This is a genomic window from Streptomyces smyrnaeus (genome assembly GCF_017676345.1).
Taxonomy (GTDB): Bacteria; Actinomycetota; Actinomycetes; order Streptomycetales; family Streptomycetaceae; genus Streptomyces; species Streptomyces smyrnaeus.
This window is the reverse complement of sequence record NZ_JAFFZM010000001.1, coordinates 634,235-648,918: the sequence shown is the minus strand read 5'-3', so window position 1 is coordinate 648,918 and position 14,684 is coordinate 634,235. Positions and strand designations below refer to the sequence as shown.

The 14,684-nt window shown below is 71.7% G+C and carries 17 protein-coding genes; 12 read left to right on the top strand and 5 right to left on the bottom strand.

Going from position 1 to position 14,684, the window contains the following annotated elements; all coding sequences use genetic code 11:
* Positions 1-52 precede the first annotated feature (52 nt).
* Entirely contained in the window at positions 53-2,707 is a 2,655-nt protein-coding gene (locus tag JW613_RS02840) for a polysaccharide lyase family 8 super-sandwich domain-containing protein (RefSeq protein WP_209209065.1), read from the bottom strand.
* Between the two features lie 289 nt (positions 2,708-2,996).
* Here JW613_RS02840 and JW613_RS02835 point away from each other — a divergent pair, with 289 nt between their 5' ends.
* The 8 genes from JW613_RS02835 to JW613_RS02800 all read left to right on the top strand — a co-directional run bounded on the left by JW613_RS02835 (position 2,997) and on the right by JW613_RS02800 (position 11,228).
* Entirely contained in the window at positions 2,997-3,347 is a 351-nt protein-coding gene (locus JW613_RS02835; RefSeq protein WP_209209226.1) for an NADH-quinone oxidoreductase subunit A, read from the top strand.
* On the top strand, positions 3,338-4,549 hold the full coding sequence (locus JW613_RS02830) for an amino acid adenylation domain-containing protein (RefSeq protein ID WP_209209064.1): 1,212 nt from the start codon (positions 3,338-3,340) through the stop codon (positions 4,547-4,549). The genes JW613_RS02835 and JW613_RS02830 overlap by 10 nt, the downstream gene beginning before the upstream one ends.
* Entirely contained in the window at positions 4,542-5,471 is a 930-nt protein-coding gene (locus JW613_RS02825) for an NADH-quinone oxidoreductase subunit H (protein ID WP_209209063.1), read from the top strand. Before JW613_RS02830 ends, JW613_RS02825 begins: the two co-directional genes overlap by 8 nt.
* Positions 5,472-5,560: 89 nt before the next feature.
* Positions 5,561-6,121: an NADH-quinone oxidoreductase subunit J gene (locus JW613_RS02820; protein ID WP_209209225.1), complete on the top strand. Its 561-nt coding sequence runs from the start codon at positions 5,561-5,563 to the stop codon at positions 6,119-6,121.
* Positions 6,118-6,423 (top strand): NADH-quinone oxidoreductase subunit NuoK, encoded by a 306-nt coding sequence (locus JW613_RS02815; protein WP_209209062.1) that lies wholly within the window; start codon positions 6,118-6,120, stop codon positions 6,421-6,423. Before JW613_RS02820 ends, JW613_RS02815 begins: the two co-directional genes overlap by 4 nt.
* A complete protein-coding gene (locus JW613_RS02810; protein ID WP_209209061.1) occupies positions 6,420-8,300 on the top strand; it encodes an NADH-quinone oxidoreductase subunit 5 family protein in 1,881 nt (626 codons plus the stop codon). The genes JW613_RS02815 and JW613_RS02810 overlap by 4 nt, the downstream gene beginning before the upstream one ends.
* Positions 8,301-8,307: 7 nt before the next feature.
* Positions 8,308-9,813: a complex I subunit 4 family protein gene (locus tag JW613_RS02805; protein WP_209209060.1), complete on the top strand. Its 1,506-nt coding sequence runs from the start codon at positions 8,308-8,310 to the stop codon at positions 9,811-9,813.
* Positions 9,810-11,228 carry an NADH-quinone oxidoreductase subunit N gene (locus tag JW613_RS02800; RefSeq protein WP_209209059.1) on the top strand — a complete coding sequence of 473 codons (1,419 nt, stop codon included), beginning with the start codon at positions 9,810-9,812 and terminating at the stop codon, positions 11,226-11,228. The genes JW613_RS02805 and JW613_RS02800 overlap by 4 nt, the downstream gene beginning before the upstream one ends.
* Positions 11,229-11,251: 23 nt before the next feature.
* Here JW613_RS02800 and JW613_RS02795 read toward each other — a convergent pair whose 3' ends face one another.
* From JW613_RS02795 to JW613_RS02785, 3 genes are all read right to left on the bottom strand, one after another.
* Positions 11,252-11,659, bottom strand: coding sequence for an SRPBCC family protein (locus JW613_RS02795; RefSeq protein ID WP_209209058.1), 408 nt, complete (start codon positions 11,657-11,659; stop codon positions 11,252-11,254).
* 65 nt (positions 11,660-11,724) lie between these two features.
* Entirely contained in the window at positions 11,725-11,943 is a 219-nt protein-coding gene (locus JW613_RS02790) for a DUF397 domain-containing protein (protein ID WP_209209057.1), read from the bottom strand.
* The gene (locus JW613_RS02785) at positions 11,940-12,776 is read right to left on the bottom strand and encodes a helix-turn-helix domain-containing protein (protein WP_209209056.1); all 837 of its coding nucleotides are present in this window, start codon (positions 12,774-12,776) and stop codon (positions 11,940-11,942) included. Before JW613_RS02785 ends, JW613_RS02790 begins: the two co-directional genes overlap by 4 nt.
* Positions 12,777-12,902: 126 nt before the next feature.
* Between JW613_RS02785 and JW613_RS02780 the strand changes: the two genes are divergently transcribed.
* Both JW613_RS02780 and JW613_RS02775 read left to right on the top strand, forming a co-directional pair.
* Positions 12,903-13,148 (top strand): hypothetical protein, encoded by a 246-nt coding sequence (locus tag JW613_RS02780; protein WP_209209055.1) that lies wholly within the window; start codon positions 12,903-12,905, stop codon positions 13,146-13,148.
* Positions 13,127-13,363: a hypothetical protein gene (locus JW613_RS02775; RefSeq protein ID WP_209209054.1), complete on the top strand. Its 237-nt coding sequence runs from the start codon at positions 13,127-13,129 to the stop codon at positions 13,361-13,363. The genes JW613_RS02780 and JW613_RS02775 overlap by 22 nt, the downstream gene beginning before the upstream one ends.
* Positions 13,364-13,386: 23 nt before the next feature.
* On the opposite strand, the gene JW613_RS36265 is transcribed toward JW613_RS02775, so the two are convergent.
* Complete coding sequence (locus JW613_RS36265; RefSeq protein ID WP_280635082.1) at positions 13,387-13,521, bottom strand: hypothetical protein; 135 nt, start codon at positions 13,519-13,521, stop codon at positions 13,387-13,389.
* A 101-nt stretch (positions 13,522-13,622) separates the two neighbouring features.
* Here JW613_RS36265 and JW613_RS02770 point away from each other — a divergent pair, with 101 nt between their 5' ends.
* Positions 13,623-13,913 carry a hypothetical protein gene (locus JW613_RS02770; RefSeq protein ID WP_099885195.1) on the top strand — a complete coding sequence of 97 codons (291 nt, stop codon included), beginning with the start codon at positions 13,623-13,625 and terminating at the stop codon, positions 13,911-13,913.
* 75 nt (positions 13,914-13,988) lie between these two features.
* Entirely contained in the window at positions 13,989-14,612 is a 624-nt protein-coding gene (locus tag JW613_RS02765; protein WP_209209053.1) for a hypothetical protein, read from the top strand.
* The last annotated feature ends 72 nt before the right edge of the window (positions 14,613-14,684 follow it).

Sequence of the window (14,684 nt, the reverse complement as noted above, 5' to 3'; positions counted from 1 at the left end):
GGGTACCCCGCGCGGCGAGCCGTCTAGCGCCCGGCGCACGGTGAGCGGAGCTTCAACGCAGAGTGACCGTGAAGGTGCGCCCGTACGCATGGTGGGTGCGGACACGCAGCAGGGTGCCGCCGGCGGTGTGGCCGACCCGGATCCCGGGATCGGACGAGACGGGACGCAGTCGGCGACCCCGCACCAGCAGGGTGAGCCGGTCGCGGCGCATGGTGGGATCGGAGACGGCCACGGTCACCCGGCGTCCGCCCCTCTCGCGGTGGACGAGCACCGAGGCCGGGCCGTCGACCCGGAGACCTGCGACCGTCTGCCGGCCCCGGGCGAAGGAGTTGACCGCCAGCAGGTCGAGACCGGTGTGGCGGACGGCCTGGAGGCGGGTGGTGTTGGCGAGGACGGAGAGGGGTCCGCCGTCGGCGCCGTATCCGCGCAGGGCCCGTTCGGTGGCGTGCGGGACGAGCGCGTAGGCGAGGGAGCGCGGCTCGGTGCCGGCGTCCTGTCGGAAGGCGGTGTGGAAGACCTGCCGGGTGACGGCGGTGTCCGGGCTGGCGGTGCGCACGACCCGGCGGCTGCGGGTGACGGTCTCCAGCCCGACGGTCACCGGGTGGCGGTCGGCGCCGGGCGAGTCGAGGAAGAGGTAGCCGACGGCCGTGCCCCGGCTCTCATTCGCGTACCGCAGCCAGCGCAACCGCTCGGTACCGCCACGCGGCGCGTCGCCGTCCGCCGCCTCGCCGCGCGGCCCCGCGCCGCCCGGCCACCGGCCGCCCCCGTGTCGCTCCCCGCTGATGAGGAGCCTGTCGTCGGGGCCGGCGGTGCGGGCGTCCACGGTGGTGGTCACCGGCCGGCCGCGTCCCTCCCCGCCCCGGTCCCCGATGCCCGCCGCCAGCACCACGATCTCCTCGTCCAGCAGGAACCAGGACTTGGTGGCCGTCGCGTTGCGGTACACCGCGAAGTCCTCGGGCAGCCGGTCGCGTTCGGCGTACGCCACATCGTCGGACTGCACCATCGCGGCGGTCCCGTACGCGTCGAGCACGGCGCCGCCCGAGTGGCGGTCGGTGCCGCGTGGGAAGTACACGTAGGTGTTCTGCGACTCGGACGAGGCCGTGAAGTGCAGCGGGTGGTCCGGGTTGTCGTAGTACGGCTTCCCGTACAGCTCCGGGATCGTCTTCCGCCGTTCCTCGGGGGCTGTGACACCGGCGAGTCCGTAGGGCGGGACGGTGGTGAAGTAGTCGACGCCGAAGGCCTGCCGCTGGTCCTCGCCGGCCAGATAGAGGTAGTAGGCGCCGTCGCCCTGGAACCAGGGCAGCAGATTCTCGCCGTTCATGTATTCGTACTTGCTGATCCGCTCCGAGCTGCGGGCGAGCGCGAAGGCGTGGCCCGGGCGGCGGTGCACCGTCCGGTCCATGGCGTTGAAGGCGGTGCAGCGGGCCGCCGGGTTGAGGTCCGCGGCCGGTACCGAGCCGTCCGCCATGATCTCCGCGTGGCGCACCACCGTGAGCGGTGACGCGAAGCGGGCCGGGTCCGGGGGAGCGGCCGAGGCAGCGTCCAGGTGTTTGACGTAGCTCTTGAGCGCGGCGGCCCGCTCGTCGTCCGCGTAGGCCGACAGATCGGTGACGGCCTCGGCGACCGCGGCGCTGTCGGCGTAGCCGCTGCCCGTGCGCGAGACGGCCCGGCCTTTGACGATCTCCATCATCCAGCCCTCGAAGATGACGGGTGCGAACCCGTCGGTCACCCACCGGTGCACCACCGGCACCAGCGCACCGGTGTCGGCGTACCCGGTCCCGTCCAGGAACTTCAGCACCTGTACGGCACGGGCCAGCAGGCCCTTGCCGTACGACCCCGTGTAGGCGACCGAGGCGTGCTGGATGAAGGAGCCGTCCGCGTAGTGCCCGTCGGTGACGCCGTGCCGCAGCTGGTACGGGTCGATCGTCGCGTAGACCGTGAGCTGGTCCTCCAGGGCCTTGCGGATCCGGGCCCCGTCGTCCAGCAGGGCGCCCTGCAGGATGCGGTTGGTGGTGATGTCGGCCAGGTTGGCGCCGGTGTGGAACCGCGAGTCGAGGTCGACGTCTCCGTCCTTGCCGTTGCGCAGGTACGCGTCCATGGAGGCGACGTAGCGGCGGGTCAGCTCGGGCTGTTCGTCGGCGACCTCGGGGGCGAGCAGCAGGAGGGTGGCGGTGACGCTGGTGGAGATGCCGATCTCCCAGTGGTGCCAGTTGCCGTAGTAGCCCTGCGACTGGTCGCCGTAGTAGCGCTCGTGGAGTCGGACCAGCCCGTCGACGACCCGGCGCCGGGTGGCCGGGTCGTTCGGTGGGCCGCCCGGGGGGAGTCCCGGCGTGCGGGAGGCGAGGGCGATCTCGTACAGCCGCCGGAAGGTCGTGTTCAGGTTGGCGTCGCTGGTGCCGAGCGGCAGTCCGCGGAACAACTCGTTCTCGCCCGCTGCGGCCATGTCCGCCAGATGACCGCGCGCTGTTCGGGCGACCGCCGCCAGTTTCGCCGCCGTCTCGGGACGGGAGTTGGACTCGGCCGTCCCGGCGAGCACGGCACGGGCGTTGCCGAGCAGTCGCTCGACCCCGGTGCCGGTGCCCGCGCCGGTGTCGCGGAGTCGGCCCGGTGGGGCGCCCGACGCGGCGGACGCCTCGGAGGCGGGAATCACCGCTGCCAGCCCGGCAGCGGACAGGAGGGACAACACATGTCTACGCGTGATCTCCATGGGGCCTCCCCGGGAGAGCCGGACCGACGTGGCGCAGCCGAACACGCAGTCAAACAGCAGCCGGGGACCCCGACAAGCGTCCGCGCACCACAGATCGTCGCTCGATCGTCGCGGGCGTGGCGTGCGGTCCAGCCGGTCCGGCAGCGGGCACCCTCAAGAAGCCGAGGTGGGAATCGGGGCGATTGAGTATGCCCCCTAGGGGTACGCCGGGCCACCAGCGGCACGGAAGGAAGTGAGCAACGAGCATGGCGGTACGGCACGAACGGCGTACGGAAGCGGCGGGCATCCGATGACCGGGACCACCGCTGCCCTGGCGCTGCTGGGGGTCGCTCTGCTCGGGGTCGGCACGGTGTACGGGGCCGCCCGGGCGCTGCGGAGCACGTCCGAGCCGCTGCCCGCCGGTCCGTTCGAGTCAGGAGTGGAACCGAGCGAGCACGCGGTCAGCCGCTTCCATGTCCGTTGGTACACGATCACGATGCTCTTCCTCGCCTTCGACATGGAGATGGTGTTCATGTATCCGTGGACGCGCGTCATCTCCGCCATGGGACCCGGCGCGGTGACGGAGATGTTCGTCTTCCTCGCGGTGCTGGTCGCCGGTGTGCTGTACGCCTGGCGGGAGGGCGCGCTGCGATGGACCTGACAGCTGGTGCGCTGCGGGCCGTGGCCGCCCGGCCGCATGTGCTGCTGGTGGCCACGCCGGGAGGAACGGCGGCCCGGCTGGCCGCCGAGCGCCGTCTGCGGCTCGACGACCTGCCACTCGCCCGCACTCCGGCCGAGGCCGACATCCTGCTGGTCGCCGGCCCCGACCGCCCCGGCCTGCGGCCCGCCGTCGACCGCCTGTGGCAGCACCTCCCGGCCCCCCGCGCCCGAGCCCATGCCGCCACTCCCGACGCGATCGGCCCGGCCTTGGAGCGCTGCCGCACCGATCTCACCCGTCCCTCCCGAGTCGACGCCGGGCACTCCTCCGACGGCGACGGCAACGGCAACGGCAACCACGAAGGCCACAAGGGTCACGGCGACCACCACGACCACGGGGGGATGGAGATGCCCGCAGGGTTGCCCATGGCCGGGACCGGGCCGGATCGGGACGGGCTGGAGCTGGACCAACTGCACATCGCCTTGGGGCCGTTCCTCATCGACTGGCCCACCGGACCGACCGTCCGGCTGACGTTGCAGGGGGATGTGATCCAGCGGGCCGAGCTGGAGGAGCCGGGGGAGCAGCTCGGTGACGGCGGGGATGTGCCGTTCTGGGCGGAGCCATGGGCGCGGGCTGCCGAGGGGGAGCGGATCGGCATCGGGCAGGCGGCCCGGCGCCGGGCGGCTGCCCAGCTGGACAGTCTGGGGCGGCTGCTGGCGGTCGCGGGGTGGGCCGGTGAGGCTACCACGGCCCGGCGGCTGCGGGACGACCTGCTCGACGGCGCACCGGGTGCCGCCCTGCGGCCCGGGGTGCGGCGGTTCGCGCGCCGGGTCGGCCGGTCCCGGACGCTGTACTGGCTGACCCGCGGGCTGGGCCCGCTGGCCGGGAGCCGGGCACGGGCGGCCGGGGTCGGCGGCCCCGCCGCCCGGGCCGACGGGGATGTCCCGGCCCGCTACCGCACCTGGCTGGCGGATGTCGTACGGGATGTGGACCGGCTGGCGGAGACGGCGCCGCTGCCTGCGGACGAGGAGGGCCCGCGTGGTCGGCCGGCCGGCGGGGAATGGCCGTCGGCAGCGCTGGCGCGGCTGCTGCCCGACCTGCTGGAGGGCGCCGAGCTGGCGGCGGCCCGGTTGATCGTGGCCAGCCTCGATCCGGACCCGGACGAACTGGCGGCCGCCGCACGGGGGGTGACGGCGCGTGACTGAGACGGCGAGCTGGTGGTCGCTGCCGGCGGCACCCGCACTGCTGCTCACCGGGGCGGTGCTGGCCGTCGCCGGGGACGCGCTTCTCGCCGCGCGGGACGCCGGTCGGCCGCGCACTGTCGCGGCTGCGGTGCGTCCGCTGCTGGAGGTGGTGCGGCTGCTGGCGGCGCAGCCGCGCCGGATGCCTGCCCCGGACCGGCTGCTGTGGCGGTCGGGCGTGGTGACCGTACCGGTGGCGGCGGTGCTGTCGGTGCTGGTGGTCCCGTTCGGGCACCGGGCGGTCGCCGATCTGTCGGTGGGTGTCGTGTGGTTCAACGCCATGGAGGTGTTGACCTGGGCGGGCCTGTGGCTGGCGGGTTGGGGCCCGAACGCGGCGTTCTCCCTGATCGGTGGCTACCGCTTCGTCGCTCAGGGGCTCGCCTACGAACTGCCGCTGATGTTCGCGCTGATCTCCGCGGCGACCGGCGCCCAGTCGCTGCGGGTGGGCGAGATCGCCGAGGCGCAGCAGGGGTTGTGGTTCGCCGTGTGGATGCCTGTCGCCTTCGTCGTCTATCTGGCGGGGGTGCTGGCGTTCAGTTTCCTGGGGCCCTTCGGCTATCCGGTCGGCCGGGACATCGCCTCCGGGGTGCTCGGTGAGACCTCGGGCGTCGACCGATTGCTGTTGCAGGCGGGGCGATGGCTGTGGCTCACCTCCGGTGCCGCCATGGCGGTGCCGCTGTTCCTGGGCGGCGGGGCGGGCCCCGGCCTGCCGGCGTGGGCGTGGTCGGCCCTCAAGACGCTGCTGGTCCTCGCACTCCTGGTGTGGGTGCTGCGGCGGCTGCCGGTGCTGCGTGCGGACCGGTACGTGGAGCTGGCCTGGGTGGTCCTCGTCCCGCTGAGCATCCTGCAGGCGCTGGTCCCCGCGCTGGTCGTACTGAACCGCTGAGGACGGACAACCGGACGGCGAGAGACAACCGGACGGTGAGAGACAACCGACCGACGAGAGACAACCGAGGGAGGCGGAGCGTGGACACGGTGCAGTTGGCGGTGCTGGCGGCGCTGGGCGTGCTCGCCCTGGCCGGTGGCGTACTGGTCTTCACCTGCAACTCGATGGCCCGGGTCACCTTCGCCCTGCTGGGCTCCCTGTGCTGCGTCGGGGGCGTGGTCACGGTGCTCGGGCTGCCGTATCTGGGCGTGGTGATCGTGCTGATGATGGTCATGGAGATGGTCGTCATGGCCGTCTTCATGATCGCTTACATGATGAACCCGGCAGGGCTGATGCCGATGTCGATGCTGCACAACAAGCGTGGCTCGCTCGCCGTCAGCGGTGCGGTCTTCGTCGCGCTGGTCACGGCGGTCTTCGTGACGCCCTGGCCGGCCAAGGTGGGCGAGCCGCCGTCGGACACCACCTTCCAGGTCGGCAAGGCGCTGATGGGCGAGCAGATGCTGACGATGGTGGTCCTCGGCTTCGTGCTGCTGGCCACCATGGTCGGCGCCACCGTGCTGGCCACCCACCGCGGCCGCTACGACCGCTTCGGCGACGACCTCGACCAGCGCCCCGCCCGGGACCCGGTACGGGGAGGGGTGGGACGGTGACCTTCCAACTCGTACTCGTCCTGGCGGCCGGGCTCTTCTCCGTCGGGCTGTTCGGTGCGCTGTCCCAGCAGTCCATCGTCATGATCATGATGGGCATCGAGTTGATGATCGGCGGGATCATCGTCGCCGCGGCCGCGTTCTGGCACTTCCTCGCCCCGGCCGCCGCCGGTGGGCAGGTGATCGTCGTCGCGGCGGTGGTGGCGATGGCGGTGGAGATGGCCATGGGCTTCGCCGTCACCACCGCGATCTACCGCGCCCGCCAGGTCGACATGACCGACATGGCCGAGGACCTGAAGGGATGAGCGCACTGCTGTGGGCGCTGATCGCCCTTCCGCTCGGCGCCGGGACGGTACTGGGGCTGGGCGGGCGGCGAGTGAACGCCGTCGCTCCCCTCGCCGCAACGGTGGTCGCTGCGGTCACCCTCGGGCTGGCCGTGGCCGCTGCCCTGGCCCGCCCCGGCGTGGAGGCCCCGCTGTTCACCGGGGTACGGGCGGGGCTGCGGGTGGACGGGCTGTCGGCCGTCATGGTCATCACCGTCGCCGCCGTCACCACCGCCGTACTGGCCTTCTCGACGGCCGAGTTCGGCAGGGACGAGAACCGGGGGCGCTTCTTCGGCGTCATGCTGCTGTTCGCCGGTGCCATGCTCGTCACCGTCACCGCCACGACGCTGCCCTTGCTGCTGATGGCCTGGGAGCTGATGGGCGCCACCAGCTGGGCGCTGATCGGCTACTGGTGGCGGCAGCCGCACCGGGCGGGCGCCGCGGACACCGCGTTCCTGACCACCCGCACCGCCGATCTCGGCCTGTATCTGGCGGCGGGCGCGGCCATGGCGGGCGGTGTCGGCTCCCTGCGGCTGGACGCGCTGCCCCACACGGGCGGGGCGTGGCTGCACGTGGTGAGTGCCGGTGTCGTCGTGGCCGCGCTGGGCAAGTCGGCGCAGCTGCCGTTCTCGTTCTGGCTGTCGCGGGCGATGGAGGGCCCGAGCCCGGTCTCCGCGCTGCTGCACTCGGCCACCATGGTCGCCGCCGGCGCCTATCTGCTGCTGCGGCTGCATCCGCTGCTGACCGCGACGGACTGGGCGGGGCCGCTGGTGGCCTGGACCGGTGCCGTCAGCGCACTGGCGTTGGGCCTCGTCGCCGCCGCCCAGCGCGACCTCAAACAGCTGCTGGCCGCCTCCACCTCAGCGCAGTTGGGCTTCATGGTGCTCGCCGCGGGCAGCCGGGGCGTGGCGGCCGGCACCGTGCAACTGGTCGCGCACGCCGCCGTGAAGTCCGGGCTGTTCCTGGCCGCCGGGGCCTGGCTGACCGTACTGGGCACCAAGCAACTCCCCGCGCTCAGCGGGGCGGCTCGCGGGCGTCCGCTGGTCGGCGGGGCCTTCGCCGTGGGCGCGCTGACGCTGGCGGGGCTGCCGCCGCTGTCGCTGTGGGCGGCCAAGGACGAAGTCCTGGCTGCCGCCCGCGCCGAGAGCCCGGGCCTGTACGCGGTCGGCCTGGCGGCGGGGGCCGTCTCGGCCGTCTACAGCGTCAAGGCGCTGTGGTACGTCACCCGGCCGCTGCCCGCCGGACCGGCCGCCGGGCACGGCACTGAGCGGAGCGCCGGGCGCGGCACCGGGCACCTCGCCCGCTGGGCCCACCTGCCGCTGTGGGTCCTCACCGCCGCCGCTGCCGTGCTGGGGGTGCTGGCCCTGCCCGGCCCGGCCGACTGGCTGCGCACGCTCCTGGGAGCGCGGGGCGAGCCGTCACCGCACCCGTGGGAGGCAGGGGTCTCCGCGGTACTCGCGCTCGCCGCGGTGGCCGCCACCTGGTGGTGGCTGTCCCGTACGCCGCGTACCGAGCGGGCGGCGGTTCCGTGGGCCCAGGACTGGCTGCATCTCGAACGGGCCGCGCACGCGCTGCTCGTCCGGCCTGTCATGGGGCTGGCCCGTGCGCTGGCCGCCTTCGACGACCGGGTGGTGGACGGCGCCGTACGGCAGCTCACACGGGGCGGCTCGGCCCTGTCCCGGCTGGCGGGCCGCGTCGACGACGGCGGGCTGGACGCCGCTGTGGGTGCCGTCGCGTCCGGGGCACGCCGCCTGGGTTCCTGGGCCCGGCGCCCGCAGACCGGGCTGCTGCACCAGTACTACGCCCAAGCAGTCGTCGGTTTCGCACTGCTGACCCTGATCGTGCTGTTGGTGAGGTAATCCACCCGTGCTGACCGTTGTCACCTTCCTGCCTCTGCTGGCTTGCGCCGTACTCGCCCTGCTGCCGCGTACGGTCGGCGACCGGGCCTGCGTCCTGGTGTGGATCGGTACGGCCGCCGCCGACCTCGCCCTCGTCGTCGCACTCTGGGCCGGCTTCGACCCGTACGGCGGTATGCAGTACGAGCAGCGGGTGCGCTGGATGCCCAGCGCGGGAGTGAGCTACCACGTCGGTGTGGACGGGCTGTCGCTGCCGCTGGTCGCGATGGTCTGCGTGCTCTTCCTGGCGGTGGCCGTCTACTCGCTGCGCGAGACGCGCCGGGTGCGTGCCGCCGCGGGCTTGTTCCTGTTCCTGCAGACCGTCAGCGTCGGCCTGTTCGTCGCCCTCGACCTGATCCTGTTCTTCGTCTTCTTCGATCTGTCCATCGTGGGCATGTACTTCGTCATCGCGGGCTGGGGCCACGGGGAACGCGCCCGCGCGGCAGCGCTGAAGTTCTTCCTCTACACCTTCACCGGCTCCCTCGCCCTGCTGCTCGGCTTCATCGGCCTGTATCTGGCGGCCGACCCGCACACCTTCGACCTCGTGGAGCTGACCCGCAGCAACCCGCTGGCCGGACAGGGCCTGTACGCCGGGCTCGTGCTGCTGGCCGTCGGTGTCGGACTGGCCGTCAAGACGCCGACCGTGCCCCTGCACACCTGGTTGCCCCCGGCCCACACCGACGCGCCGGCCGCGGGCTCGGCGATCCTGGCCGGGGTGCTGCTGAAGATGGGCACCTACGGGTTCGTGCGCATCGCCATGCCGCTGCTGCCGGGCAGCTGGCGCCAGTACGCGCTGGTGTTCGTCGTCGTCGGCGTGGTCTCGGTGGTGTACGGCGCGCTGGTCGCCCTGGCCCAGACCGACTTCAAACGCATGATCGCCTACACCTCGGTCAACCACATGGGGTACGTCGTCCTCGCCGTCGGCGCCGCCGGAACCCTGGTCGGCTCCGACGCACAAGCGCGCTCCCTCGCGGTCACCGGAGCCGTCGTCCAGATGGTCAGCCACGGCCTGCTGACCGGTGCCCTGTTCCTGCTCACCGGTGTGCTGTACGACCGGGGCAGCACCTACGCGATCGGCTCGTACTCCGGACTGGCCGCACACACCCCGCGCTTCGCCGCAGCCACCGGGGTCGCCGCGTTCGCCAGCCTCGGTCTTCCCGGCTTCTCCGGCTTCATCGCCGAGTTCCAGATCTTCACCGGCAGCCTCGCCTCCCAGGCCACCGCGACCGCCATCGCGCTGCTGGGCATCCTGTTGACCGCGGCGCTGTTCCTGCGGGCCCTGCGCGCCATCTTCCTCGGCCCGCCGCGCCTGCCGGCCGGTATCCCCACGACCGGCATCGTCGACCTGCGCCCCAGTGAGGCGGCGGCCACCGTTCCGCTGCTGGGCCTGGCCCTGATCATCGGAGTCGTCCCGCGGTTCCTGCTGGACGTGGTCGAACCGGCCGGCCGCGCCGTGACCGAGTTGGTGGCCCGGTGAACGAGAACGTCGCCGCCCTCGTCCCCGAGACGGCGCTGGTCGCCGCCGCCGTCTGCGGTCTGCTCGCCGGGAGCTGGCTGCCGCGCCGCCGCCAGTGGGCCATCGCGGTGCTCGCCGCAGCGGCGTGCGTGACCGGGCTGGTGGCCACCGCGCTCACCATGGCCACCGGCCGCGAACAGGCCGTCTTCTCCCACACCTTCGTCATCGACACCGCCACGGACGCCGGACGGCTGACGGTGCTGTCCGCGCTGCTGCTGATCGTGGCGATGTCCTCGGACGCCGTACGCGGCCACAAGCGCGAGACCGAGTTCCACGTCCTGCTGCTGCTGACCGGCGCCGGCACCCTGGTCATGGTCGGCGCCAACGACCTGCTGACGCTGTTCGCCGGCTATCTTCTCGCCAGCCTTCCCGGCTACGTCCTGGCCGCCTTCGCCAAGGACGCCGCAGGCACCGAAGCCGCCTTGAAGTACTACCTGTTCGGCGCCCTGCTGGGCACCACCATGCTCGCCGGTATCGCACTGCTGTACGGCGCGGGCGGCGCCACCCTCTACGGGCAGCTGCGCATCGGGCTGCCCACCGCCGGCTACGGCCTGGTCGCCGTCGGCCTCGTCGCCGTACTGGCCGGACTGCTCTTCAAGATCGGTGCGGTACCCGCGCACTTCTGGGTGCCCGATGTCACCCAGGGCGCCACCGCACCGGTCGCCGCCTACGTCACCACCCTGCCCAAGATCGGCGGACTCATCGCCGGCTACCGGCTGCTGCACCAGGCGCTGCCGCTGAGCGAGGTCAACTGGCCCCTGCTGCTGGCCGTCCTCGCGGCCGTCTCCATGACCTGGGGCAACCTGGCGGCGTTCTTCCAGACCAGCGCCAAACGGCTGCTCGCCTACTCCACCATCAGCCAGGTGGGCTATCTGCTGATGGCCCTCGCCGTCGCCACCCGGAGCGACCTCGCGCAGCGGAGCCTGCTGTTCTACCTGGCCGCCTACGCGCTGACCAACCTGGGCGCGTTCGCGGTGGTCACCGCGCTGCCGGACGCCCGCTCGCTGGAGGACTACCGCGGACTGGCCCGGCACCGGCCCGGCCTCGCCGCCGTCCTCCTGGTCTGTCTGCTGGGCCTGGTGGGCACCCCGCCGACCGGCGTCTTCCTCGGCAAGCTCGAAGTCTTCAGCGCCGCCGTGGACGGCGGCCACACCTGGCTCGCCGCCCTGGCCGTCGCCAACACCGTCGCCTCGCTCTTCTACTATCTGCGCTGGCTGGCGCCGGTGTTCCGGCCGCCCGGAGACACCCCCGACCGCCATGCCCTGGCGGGCGCCTTGACAGCCGGTACGGCCTACACCGCCGGCGCCGCGTCTTTGCTCCTCGGGCTGGTGGGTGGCGCCGTCCTGCCCCTTATGACGGGACCGCTGCTGCGGTGACGCCGAGCGGTGACGCCGAGCGTTCAGGCGCGCTCCATCAGCTCCTTGAGCCGGGCCAGGTCGGCGGCGACCATGCCCGCGTCACGCTCGAAGGCGGCGTCGCTCATCCCCGGCCGCCGGCGCAGGGTGAACACCACCTCGCTCCCCGCGCCGTCAGCGATCACCCGGACCGGGTTGTAGACGGTCTCCCCGGAGGGCAGGGTGACGTCATGGTCGAGCACGCCCCACTCGTTCGGGGGAGCGGGATCGATCACGACTCGTCCCATGGGGGAGGAGTCCGCCACCCACCGACCGCCGCTCTTCTCGATGGAGCCGCCCAGGCCCTGGGCCCACGCCGGAAGGTTGGCGGGGTCGGCAGCGTAGGCGTAGACCTCCGCGAGGGGACGGTCGATATGGACGCTCAGGTGCCGGGATTCCTTGCTGTCGTTCATGACGGCGACGTTAATCGCTGCCCGACGCCACCATCTTGAACGAATCGGACCTCCCCCGGCGTGTCTCAGCCCCGCCCGAAGCCGTCCGCCCGCGCGTGCGCGATGAATGCCTGCCAGGCATGGGGGCCGATGAGGAGCGCGGGGCCGTGGGGATTCTTGGAGTCGCGGACGGGGAGTGCGGCGCCGGGGTGGTCGACGCCGACCTCCAGGCAGTCGCCGCCGTTCTGGCCGCTGTAGCTGCTCTTCCGCCACACCACGGCGGATAGGTCGGTCGTGCGGGTCATGAGGCAAGTTCCTTTGCTCTCGCGGCGATCATCGCGATTGACGCCCGGGGAGGAAGGGCGTCTGCCCTCAGCAGATCATAGGTATGGCGGTACTCGGCCACGTCCTCCGCAGCAGCTGTGATGTAGCCGCGAGCACGGCCGTCGATGTAAACGAGGTCGGCACTTTCGTCCATCGTCAGCCCGGAGAAGGGCCCGTCCATGCTGGCGTGCGCTCCCACCTCGTATGGGATGACCTGGACGACTGTGCGCGGATCTTGAGCCGCCTCGACAAGCACCTCCAGTTGCCGTGCCATGACGGCCGGGCTCCCGACCACTCGCCGCAGCACGTTCTCGTCGAGTACCGCCCACAGCCGTGCGCGATTATCCCGCTGCAGGATGTGCTGACGCGTCATTCGTGCTGCTACGAGCTCTTCCGTATTGGCCAGTTTGCCTGCTGCGAAGAGCGCTTGGGCATACGCCTCCGTCTGCAACAGGCCGGGCACCACCTGATTCTGAAAATTCCAAATCGCGACAGCGTCCTTCTCCAGCTCCACGAAGGGGCGGAACCAGTCCGGGTAGGCGTGCTCGATCACGACCGGCCACAGCCGGGCGAACATTCCCCCCGTGCCCAGCACATCGTCACAGCGCTGGGCGAACTCTTCGCTCGGGACGCGGCTCGCGGACTCGATCCGCGAGATGTACGAGTGGGTGCAGAAGGTGCGCCGTCCCAGCTCGGCCTGGCTCAGTCCGGCCTCTTCTCTCCTGATCCGCAACTCGGTGCCGAAGTAGGCGAGGGTCGACACCTTGGGGTCGGCTTTCGGGTCGCCGTCGACCCGGGGGCGCTCTGCCGTCATTCCGTTCTCCGGTTCTCCGCCTCTTGACAAGCACAGGTGCACAGCGGTTGCTCTCCACAAGGCTATGTCCGGAGCGCCACGCTGGGACCACAGAACGTGAAAGTCCCCCAAGAAAGGCGCAGTTCCATGGCAGAGAGCCGTCACGAGAACCCGACACTGGCCAAGCTCCGCGACGCGGAGGAGACATGCGAACGGCTCCGCGTCGCACTCGTCGGGGCGGACATCGTGTTGCCCTCGCTGCGGGTGGATCTGGCCTCCTGTGTGGATGTCACGAACAGCACGTGGCGGGGGCCGCTTCTGGAGCTGGGCGGGTGCAATCTGGCGACGGCGGAGAAGCTGGCCAAGGCGCTGTGCGCGCCGCACGCGCGTTGAGCGGTACCGGATGGCGTCGGGGCGAGGTCGTTGCCGACCTCGCCCGTCGTACGGCGGGTGTTGTTCACTCGATCGAGCAGGACGGCATGGTGCGGCTCGTACGCCCTGGCGGGCCCGCGTGGACGGCTGATCCGCAGCAGTTGCGGGCAGCCACCCGTGCGGAGGTGATGTCGTTGAAGGTGGCGACGGCGAACCACCGCTGGGGGCTCCAGTGAGGGGGCGCGTGGCCGGTACCGGTTCAGCGGCGGTGCTTGCGGCGCTGCTTGATCGCCTCGCGGGCGATCCAGACGGAGGTGATGGTCCCGATCGCGATGATCACGCTGGACAGTGCTGAGATTGCCGTGAGGATGAGGGTCACGTCCCCTTTGCTCATGAAGACCCCCTACCATCGGCGCATCCACCTTTTTTAGAGGGGGGCTAGAAGGAAATCAAGAGGGGGTAGAAGAGGCCTGCGGAGGGCCGTAGGCTTACCGTATGACCGACACGCCCGCTCCCCTCCCGAAGGTGGCGCCCGGAGTGCGCGCGGCCATGGCTGCTCATATCGAAGCCGCGCTTGCCTGCCTCGATTCCATCCCCGACCCGGTCGACCGCGAGGTCACGGCCCGGGCGTTGGCCGACGACCTGCTGCCCGAAGCGGCCCGGCGCGTGAAGTCGGTACGGGGTGAGGCGGTGGTCGAGTTGCGGGAGAACATGAAGCTCCGGGAGATCGCGGAGTTGCTCGGCCTCTCGGTACCGCGGGTCGATCAGCTCGCCAAGGGCAAGTGATCACACCCCGCGACCGACTGCGGTGCTGCCTGGGAGCGGGGTCGATGTGCTGTTCGGATACCTCACAATGGGTGTGTGACCGGGGGGAAGAAGTCGGACGGCAAGCAGTCCAGGAGCGCGGTCCGAGCCTGGGGCAGGGCGTGGAGCGGGGGAGAGATCGCGGTCGGTCCGCTGTTGTGGATGTGGCTGCTGATCTGTCTGCCCCTCGCCTGGTTCTTCGGGCACCTCATCAATGACGTACCCGTGTACTCGGCCAGAGTCGTGGCGGCCGGGCTCGACTGGTCGGGGGAGCGGGGCACCGTCACCGTCAACCGTTCCCAGCGGGTGGTCGAGGGCGGCGGCCGGGGCGGCAGCAGCACGGTCACGCACTGCTTCGGCGACTTCGCTCCCGCCGCAGGCGGCGCGCCCCTGAAGGACATCCGCGTGCATGTGGAGGGCGGTTGCGAGGCGGGCCGCACGGTCGCGGCCCGGCTGATCCGCGCCGAGCCGGACAACTGGCTCACCGGCACCGATCAGGACCAGGCCTACGCCGGCGACGGCTGGGGCAAGGCCCTGTTCATCGTGCTCTTCATGGGGGCGTTCCTGCTGATCGTCGGGGGGCTCCCGATCTTCTGCGCCGTGCTGTTTCCCGTGATGATCCTCAAGGGCCTGTACGACAGAGCCAGAGCCCGCATCAGGGGGCGGACTGCCGACGGGTGACGCAGCAGTGCTGCCGGGCGAGCAGCCGCGTGCGATGACGATCACGGGGAGGGCGCGGGAATCGGGCCGGAC